Source organism: Lysobacter yangpyeongensis (genome assembly GCF_042655745.1).
Classification (GTDB): Bacteria; Pseudomonadota; Gammaproteobacteria; order Xanthomonadales; family Xanthomonadaceae; genus Agrilutibacter; species Agrilutibacter yangpyeongensis.
Genome location: NZ_JBHSNM010000004.1, coordinates 204,942 through 213,076, shown reverse-complemented (window position 1 = coordinate 213,076; position 8,135 = coordinate 204,942). Strand labels below are relative to the sequence as shown.

Annotated in this window: 6 protein-coding genes, 1 rRNA gene and 1 pseudogene; 2 read left to right on the top strand and 6 right to left on the bottom strand. The window is 66.3% G+C overall.

The features are described 5' to 3' along the window. The 3 genes from ACFPN1_RS12975 to tyrS form a co-directional block, all read right to left on the bottom strand. Window positions 1-82: ribosomal RNA gene (locus tag ACFPN1_RS12975) — 16S ribosomal RNA — on the bottom strand; the annotation flags it as partial. Window positions 83-525: 443 nt separating this feature from the next. Beyond that, window positions 526-1,149 carry a class I SAM-dependent methyltransferase gene (locus ACFPN1_RS12970; protein ID WP_386755510.1) on the bottom strand — a complete coding sequence of 208 codons (624 nt, stop codon included), beginning with the start codon at window positions 1,147-1,149 and terminating at the stop codon, window positions 526-528. A gap of 97 nt (window positions 1,150-1,246) precedes the next feature. After that, window positions 1,247-2,464: a tyrosine--tRNA ligase gene (gene tyrS / locus ACFPN1_RS12965; protein ID WP_386755508.1), complete on the bottom strand. Its 1,218-nt coding sequence runs from the start codon at window positions 2,462-2,464 to the stop codon at window positions 1,247-1,249. A gap of 251 nt (window positions 2,465-2,715) precedes the next feature. On the opposite strand from tyrS, the gene ACFPN1_RS12960 reads away from it, so the two are divergent. After that, window positions 2,716-4,179: a peptidoglycan DD-metalloendopeptidase family protein gene (locus ACFPN1_RS12960; protein WP_386755507.1), complete on the top strand. Its 1,464-nt coding sequence runs from the start codon at window positions 2,716-2,718 to the stop codon at window positions 4,177-4,179. Between the two features lie 69 nt (window positions 4,180-4,248). Beyond that, window positions 4,249-5,394 (top strand): anhydro-N-acetylmuramic acid kinase, encoded by a 1,146-nt coding sequence (locus tag ACFPN1_RS12955; protein ID WP_386755505.1) that lies wholly within the window; start codon window positions 4,249-4,251, stop codon window positions 5,392-5,394. Window positions 5,395-5,517: 123 nt separating this feature from the next. On the opposite strand, the pseudogene ACFPN1_RS12950 reads toward ACFPN1_RS12955, so the two are convergent. The 3 genes and pseudogenes from ACFPN1_RS12950 to ACFPN1_RS12940 all read right to left on the bottom strand — a co-directional run. Continuing rightward, window positions 5,518-5,736, bottom strand: a pseudogene (locus tag ACFPN1_RS12950) (hypothetical protein); the annotation flags it as partial. A 57-nt stretch (window positions 5,737-5,793) separates the two neighbouring features. Beyond that, a complete protein-coding gene (locus ACFPN1_RS12945) occupies window positions 5,794-7,326 on the bottom strand; it encodes an AmpG family muropeptide MFS transporter (protein ID WP_386755503.1) in 1,533 nt (510 codons plus the stop codon). Next, complete coding sequence (locus tag ACFPN1_RS12940; RefSeq protein WP_386755501.1) at window positions 7,310-8,107, bottom strand: exodeoxyribonuclease III; 798 nt, start codon at window positions 8,105-8,107, stop codon at window positions 7,310-7,312. Before ACFPN1_RS12940 ends, ACFPN1_RS12945 begins: the two co-directional genes overlap by 17 nt. Between the last annotated feature and the right edge of the window lie 28 nt (window positions 8,108-8,135).

Here is an 8,135-nt window from a genome sequence, read left to right as displayed (position 1 = left end):
TGCCCCCGCGCTGCCGCTCGACTTGCATGTGTTAGGCCTGCCGCCAGCGTTCACTCTGAGCCAGGATCAAACTCTTCACTTAAAACTGCATGGGTCCGAAAACCCAAATATTTCGAGTGCAGAGCCCATTCCAGGCACCAAATTACTCGCTTGCATTTCTGCATTTGAATTGACTTGTTGCTCTGTTACGAACGTCTGCTCTATGGACATGCATCCACCGGCCAGACGCCCGCACAAGTCACCTGCGCACACTGTCAAAGATCTCCGGAACCGGCCTCAGCGCCGCATCCCTCTTTACCGCTGCCCCGTCACACCAAAGTGTCCGAGGGAGCCGACTATCTTACAGCCAATTTCGATTCCGTCAACACCGTGTCGCAATCTTTTTTGGCCGCCCCGCCCTCCCGTTCCGCCCCCTCAAGGGCCGCCCGGTCAGCGGGGCGCGCATTGTGCACAGCCGCAACCAGATTGGGAAGGGGGAGTTGAAAAAATCTTCAGCCAGAGAAGTTGCAGCCACTCCGGCGGGCATCAGCTCTGCATGACAAAAAACCGCTGATAGCCAGGCTGCGGCTCCGACTTGAGCAGCCGGAATCCCAACTGCCCGGCGATGCCCGCATAGTCGTGCTGAAATACGTGCGGTTGCGTTTCGATCACCCGTTCGGAGGCGAACTCGAGAAGCATCACGTACTTCCCCACCCGTCCCAACTCGCGCATGGCCGCGACAATTTCGTCCGGCGGCGTGTGCAGCAACACCTTCACGGTCACGGCGACGTCGAACTCCTTGTCGCCGAAAGGCAACTGCGAAAGAGGCGCCTGCTCGACGCGCACCTGCAGGTCCAGCCGGCTGCCCATGGCACGGGCATTGGGTAGCGCCGAACGAGCCCGGTCGACCGCTGCGAACGAGATGCCCTCATCCCTCCAGAGCTGAAACCAGAAGCCAGGCCCACACCCTGCATCCAGCAGCGTTTTCCACCCGTATTGCCGGCACGCGGACCGCATCCATTCCATCTGGTTCGCCCGGGCAAGGTGCTCCTTGCCTGCAGACGGAGACAGGGAATTGATTTCGTCGTAGAACGCCCGAAGAAAATCGATCGACTTGCGATGGGAGTTGACTCTTTCCCAATAGCCCTGTGGATCGTACGAGTCGTTCACAACGAACTCCTGCGGAAGTGGCGAGGCTGCTTTCAAGCGCCCTCCGGGTGGGCGCTGGCAACGCTACTCCACATCGCCACACCTCGCCATCCGCGCGCTAGGCAGCCACCAGGCACACCCGGACGAAAGTGCGCTTGCCCACCGACAGCATCCCGACAAACCCCGGGGTCAGGATGCGCTGCGCATCCTCGACCACCTCGCCGTCGATACGCACGGCGCGTTCCTTCAGTTTGCGATTGGCTTCGGAGTTGCTCGGTGTCAGGCCTGCCGCGGTCAGCAGCGCGGCGATGCGTAACCCCTCCGCGGGCACCGCTATCTCGCTGAGCGGCAACGATGCCGTATCCCCCTCGCCGCGCACGGCCGCATTCCAGCCGGCAACAGCCGTTTCGGCCACGGCCGCGCCGTGGAAGCGCGCCGCCAGCTCGCGCGCCAGCCGCAGTTTGAGGTCGCGCGGATTGAGTGCGCCCTCCTCGATATCGCGCTTGAGCGAAGCCGCTTCCGCAATCGATATCTCGAAGCTGAGCACATCGATCCAGCGCCACATCAACGCATCGTCGATCTTCATCGTCTTGGTGACGATGTCGATTGCCGGCTCATTGATGCCGATGTAGTTGCCCAGCGACTTCGACATCTTGTTGACGCCGTCGAGGCCTTCGAGCAACGGCATGGTCAGCACGATCTGCGGCGGCTGGCCGTGGTGTTCCTGCAAGCCGCGGCCCATCAGCAGATTGAACGTCTGGTCGGTACCGCCCAGTTCGACATCCGCCTTCAGGGCGACGGAGTCGTAGCCCTGCACGAGCGGATACAGGAACTCGTGGATCGCGATCGACTGCTGTGCGGCGTAACGCTTGGCGAAGTCGTCGCGTTCGAGCATGCGTGCGACCGTGTGCTGCCCGGCGAGCCGGATCATGTCGGCCGCCGACATCTGCCCGAACCACTCGCTGTTGAAGCGTACTTCGGTGCGCTCCCGGTCCAGCACCTTGAACACCTGCTCGGCATACGTCTGCGCGTTCGCGAGCACGTCCTCACGGGTCAGTGGCTTGCGGGTGACGCTCTTGCCGGTCGGGTCGCCGATCATTCCGGTGAAGTCGCCGATCAGGAAGATCACCTGATGGCCGAGGTCCTGGAACTGGCGCATCTTGTTGAGCAGAACCGTGTGGCCCAGATGCAGGTCGGGCGCGGTCGGGTCGAAGCCGGCCTTTACCCGCAGCGGACGGCCGGTTTTCAGGCGCGCCTCGAGTTCGTCGCGCTTGAGGATTTCCTCGGCCCCGCGTGCGATCAGGTCGAGGGCGTCTTGGGTTTGGTTGTGGGGCACGGCCGTTTTCCGATGAGTGGCGTCCGCCTGAATGCGATAGGCGGCGTGAAATTCGTTAGGTGGAAGTTAACACGGCGTTAAACCGGGTTGCACGTCAAAATTCCTTTGTCCTTCAATGATTTGACGCGGACTGCTCACGTGACTATGGTACCGCCGTCGCGCGCACGTCACGCATGCGCGCAGGCGTTTCGACAGCCACATTTCGACAGCCAACGGAGCGGCCGCCGGAAATCCGAATCGATAGCAGGGGGATGGTAGCGATGGGCAAATCCGGATTGGGCGCGCAGCGGCGCGAACGACTCAAGGCACTGCGCGAAGCCGCACTGCACCGGCCGGTTCTCGCCCGTCATCTTTCCGACGGTTTCAATGGCCGCTGGTCGCGCCGGCAGTGGGCGCAGGCCAGCCTGGTGGCGACCCTCGGCATGCTGGTGGCGGCCATCGTCCCCGGGTTCAGCCCGACCCAGCCGGCCCACGCGCCCACCCCGCACCTGTCGATGGCGTTGCCGCTGCCGTCGCTGCCGCTCGCCGGTGTCCACGGGCAGGCCGGCGACAGCTGGCAGGTGGTGCGGGTCGAGCGCGGCCAGACGCTGGCGTCGCTGTTCAAGCAGTTCGACCTGTCGCCGGCGACGTTGCACGAAGTCCTGCAGCAACCGGGCGCGCGCGAGGCACTGACCCGGCTGCGCCCCGGCAGCGAGCTGGCGTTCGACCTCCCGGTCGGTCAGGACGGGAAGGGCGGGCAGCTACGCGGCCTGCGTTTCGATCGCGACGAGACCCATCGCGTCGAACTGAGCTTCGATGGCGACAGGATCCGGCAGAAGGTGATCGAGCGCCCGACCGAAACCCGCACCGTGGTGATCAGCGGCAAGGTTGGCCGTTCACTGTTCCATTCGGCACGCAAGCTCGGGCTGAGCGCCGGGGCGATCAACACGCTGACCGACGACATCTTCAAGTACGACATCGACTTCAACGACGATGTGGCCGCGAGCGACCGCTTCAGCGTCGTGGTCGAACAGACCTGGCGCGAAGGCGAACTGATCAAGACCGGCCCGGTGCTGGCCGCGACCTTCACCACCGGCAAGAAGCTGCATACCGGCTTCCGCTTCGTGCGCAACGGCAAGGCCGAGTACTTCACCGGCGACGGCCGCCCGCTGAAGAAGAGCTTCATCCGCATGCCGATTCCGTATGCGCGACTCACCTCCGGTTTCGGTGCGCGCCACCATCCGGTGCTGGGCCGCATGCGCATGCACAAGGGCGTCGACTACGCCGCGCGCGTCGGCACGCCGATCATGGCCGCCGGCGATGCACGTGTCGTGTCCGCGGGCTGGATGGGCGGCTACGGCAATGCCGTGGTGCTCGATCACGGCCGCGGCTACACCACGCTGTACGGGCACATGTCGCGCATCGGCAAGATCAAGCGCGGCCAGCGCATCGCGCAGGGCACGGTGATCGGTTATGTCGGGACCACCGGCATGTCGACCGGTCCGCACCTGCACTACGAATTCCGCGTCAACGGCGTGCACCGCAATCCGCTTTCCATCACGATGCCGCCGGCCGAACCGCTCAGCGGTCCGACGCTGGCGCAGTTCCGCCAGCAGACCGCGGTCGCGCTGATGCGCATCCAGAAGGTCGAGAACATCATCTACGCCGATGCCGGTGCTCCGCCGAAGCCGGTGGCGACGGCGACGGATTCCCGCAAGGATCCGCGCAAGGGTTGATGCCGCCCCGCGGTTGGCGCGGCACAGCGGGCACTATCCAATTGCAGGCGGGAACGCTTTACTGCGCGCATGGCGCAGAATCCCATCGCATCGCAACTGTTCGTCGGCCTGATCTCCGGCACCAGCGCCGACGGCATCGATGCCGCGCTGGTGCGTTTCGCCGGCGAAGGCCATGCCCATTGCGAACTGGTCCATGGCCGCACCTATCCGTGGCCGGAATCGTTGCGCGCCCGCCTGATCGCGCTGGGCCAGGGCGCGGCGATCGATTCGATCGACGAAATCGGCACGCTTGATGTACGCATCGGCGAGCATTTCGCCGATGCCGCCTCGCGCCTGCTCGTCGAGGCCGGTATCGCACCGGCGCAGGTGCGCGCCATCGGTTCGCACGGGCAGACCGTGCGCCATCGTCCGAGCGGCGCGGCGTTCGACGGCGCCCATCCCTTCACGATGCAGCTGGGCGACGCGCACGTTATCGCCGAACGCACCGGCATCGCCACGGTCGCCGATTTCCGTCGCCGCGACGTCGCCGCAGGCGGCCACGGGGCGCCGTTGCTGCCGGCCCTGCACAACGCGCTGCTGCATTCGCCGCACGAAGATCGCGCGGTGCTCAATCTGGGCGGCATCGCCAACTTCACCCTGCTGCCGCGACAGGGCGTCGTGCGCGGCTTCGACACGGGCCCCGCGAACGCGCTGATGGACGCGTGGTGCGTGCGCCACACCGGTCAGGCCTACGACGCCGGTGGCGCGTTCGCCGCGCAGGGGCAGTGCGATCCGGCGCTGCTGCAGCGCCTGCTGGACGAACCCTGGTTCGCCTTGCCGCCGCCGAAAAGCACGGGGCGCGAGGTCTTTCATCTCGACTGGGTACAGGTGCGCCTCGCCGGCGGCGAGAGCCCGCCGGACGTGCAGGCGACACTGCTGGAGCTCTCCGCCGCCAGCATTGCCGCCGCGTTGCTTGCGCACCAGCCGCACACGCGCCGCGTGCTGGTCTGCGGCGGCGGCGCGCACAACCCGCGGCTGCTGCAGCGCATTGCCGCGCACCTTCCGGGCATTACCGTGGAGTCCACGGCGACGCACGGCCTCGATCCCGACTTCGTCGAAGCCATGGGCTTTGCATGGCTCGCTCGGCAGACGCTGGCGGGATTGCCGGGCAACCTGCCCAGCGTCAGCGGTGCGCGCGGACCGCGCGTGCTCGGCGTGATCCATCCGGCCGCGTGAACGGCGCGAGGCGCATTACGCGGGATCCTTGCGGTCGTTGAACTCGGCGACGGTGAAGTTCATGTCGAGGCTCGGCGCGTCCAGCTCCTTCGGGCGTTCGACGCGGCCGATGAGCGAGAAGCCCGGATCGTTGGGCACGCTCTCCAATGCCGCGATCGCCTCGCGCAGGGCGTCGCTGTCGGTGTCGCTGAAGCGGACGTTCATGTCGGCTTCGACCGCGTAAAGGCCCTGTTCCAGCAGGTATTGCAGCGTGCGCGGCAAGTCCCAGCGGCGCGCGTCCGCGATGCGGCGGATGCGGTCCGCCAGCACGGGATCGATGTCGCGAAGGACGATCTCGGTCATCGGGGGAAATGCCGGCACGGGTAGGCGGGAATCAATACTACTTCGATCACTCCCTTGTCACACTTGCTCTCCGGCTGAACGCGCCGCGGCCAGCCGCTCCCGGCGCATCAGCCACAGCACCAGGATGAGCGCGGGCAGCCCCATCGCGGCGGTGTACACGAAGAACGGCGGATAGCCCCAGGCGTCGACGATGCGGCCCCACTGGCTCGCCAGGCTCTTCGCCGGCAGGCTCCACAGGGTGCCGAACAGCGCGTACTGGGTCGCGGTGTACTGCTTGCTGGTCAGCGACGACATGTAGGCGATGAACGCCGTGCCGGCGATGCCGTTGGCCACGTTGTCCAGGCTGATCGCCGCGGCGAGCCAGGCGATGCCCGGGCTCGGGTCCTTCGGCAGCGTCGCCACGTGCCCGTACAGCAGGTTCGCCGCGCTCAGCAGCACCAGTCCGAGCAGCAGGCTGCGCATGAAGCCCAGGCGCTTGACCAGCCAGCCCGCGTACACCGCGCCGAACAGCGTCAGCGCGATCCCGTAGAGCTTGGACACCACGGCGACTTCATCGAGCGTGTAGCCCATGTCCAGGTAGAAGGTGTTCGCCGCCACACCCATGGTCATGTAGTTGAGGCGATAGGTGACGATGAGCAGCAGCATCGGCACCACGAGCTTCCAGCCGAAGCGGTCGACGATGTCCAGCAACGGCAGCGCGACCGATCCGATCAGGCGCTCGCGCACGCCGCGCAGCGCGTGCAACTGCAGCACGGCGAACAGCGCCAGTTCGAAGCAGGCGATTGCCACGGCGGTGGCGTCCAGCGCGAGCGTCGAATCCTTCGCCGGAAGCAGCATGCGCAGCCCCCACCAGGCCACCACGGTGGTGGCGAGCGCGCCGAGCACCATCGTGGGCCGCAGGCGCGCCGCGGTCGCTTCGATCAGTGCCGGCTGCGGCCGGCCCCGTTCGATCGCCGCCACCGGCTCGCGGATCCGCATGGTCGCGACAATGCCCACCAGCATCAGCGTCGCGATGAGGAAGTAGGCCGCCGTCCAGCCGCCATGGCTGGCGGTGGTCAGAGCCAGGGCACCGCTGCAGATCAGCGCCACCTGGTAGCCGATCTGATACGCCGCCGAGGCACTGCCCTGCAGGCTCGCGTCGCTCGCCTCGATGCGGTACGCGTCGATGGTGATGTCCTGCGTCGCCGAGCAGAACGCCGTGATCGCCGCGAGCAGCGCCACGCGCTGGGCATCGCTCGCCGGATCGGCGAGCGCCAGCGCGACCAGGCCGGTGATGACGCCGACCTGCGCGAGCAACATCCAGGCGCGACGTTGGCCCAGCGCGCCGAAACCTGGCAGGCGGTAGCGGTCGACGATCGGCGCCCAGACGAACTTGAGCGAATAGGCCAGGCCGACCAGGCTGAAGAGCCCGATCGTGGTGCGGTCGATGCCCGCCAGGCGCAGCCGCGCGGACAGCGTGGTCAGCACCATGGGGAACGGCAGGCCTGCGGCGAAACCGAGGAACAGCATCTCGCGAACGCCGGGCCGCCAGTAGTCGGCCAGCGAGGCGAAGAACCCGGACTTGCGCGCAGCGTCAGAGGGCGTGGTCATAGTCCACCGTGAACGGAGCATGGTCGGAAAAGCGCGGCGTCGGATGGATCGCGCAGCGCCTGAGCTTGTCCTGCAACGACGGCGTCACGAACTGGTAGTCGATGCGCCAGCCCACGTTCTTGGCGCGCGCCGCGCCACGATTGCTCCACCACGTGTAGTCCTCGCCTTCCGCATGCAGATGGCGGTAGGCATCGACCCAGCCGCTGCCCTCGCGGCACAGGCCGTTGAGCCAGTCGCGCTCGGCGGGCAGGCAGCCGGAATTCTTCTGGTTGCTGGTCCAGTTTTTGATGTCGAGGCGGCTGCGCACGATGTTCCAGTCGCCGCACAGCACGTAATCGCGACCGGAGTGCAGCCACTGCTGCAGGATCGGCTCGAGCCACTTCATCACTTCGAACTTGAAGTCCTGGCGCAGCTCGCCCGACGAACCGGACGGGATGTAGAACGACACCACGCTGAGGTTGCCGAAGCGCGCCTCGATGTAGCGGCCCTCGTCGTCGAACGCCGGCCAGCCCATCGCCGTCAGCACTTCGTCGGGCTCGCGCTTCGCATAGATGGCGACGCCGCTGTAGCCCTTCTTCGTGCTCGCGTCCTTGAAGTAGGTGCGGTAACCGGCCGGGCGGAACACGTTGTCGACCGGCGCGGACGGATCGCCCAGCTGGTGCTCCTGCGCCTTGGTTTCCTGCAGGCACAGCACGTCCGCATCCTGCGTGGCGAACCAGTCGAAGAAGCCCTTGGTGGCGGCCGAGCGGATGCCGTTGGCGTTGAAGCTGATGATGCGCATGAAAAGGGATCGGGATTCGGATGGGGGA

Coding starts and splice junctions, on each gene's coding strand:
- ACFPN1_RS12960 (WP_386755507.1), top strand. CDS start 2,716: ATGGTAGCGATGGGCAAATCCGGATTGGGCGCGCAGCGGCGCGAACGA.
- ACFPN1_RS12955 (WP_386755505.1), top strand. CDS start 4,249: ATGGCGCAGAATCCCATCGCATCGCAACTGTTCGTCGGCCTGATCTCC.
- ACFPN1_RS12945 (WP_386755503.1), bottom strand. CDS start 7,326: ATGACCACGCCCTCTGACGCTGCGCGCAAGTCCGGGTTCTTCGCCTCG.
- ACFPN1_RS12940 (WP_386755501.1), bottom strand. CDS start 8,107: ATGCGCATCATCAGCTTCAACGCCAACGGCATCCGCTCGGCCGCCACC.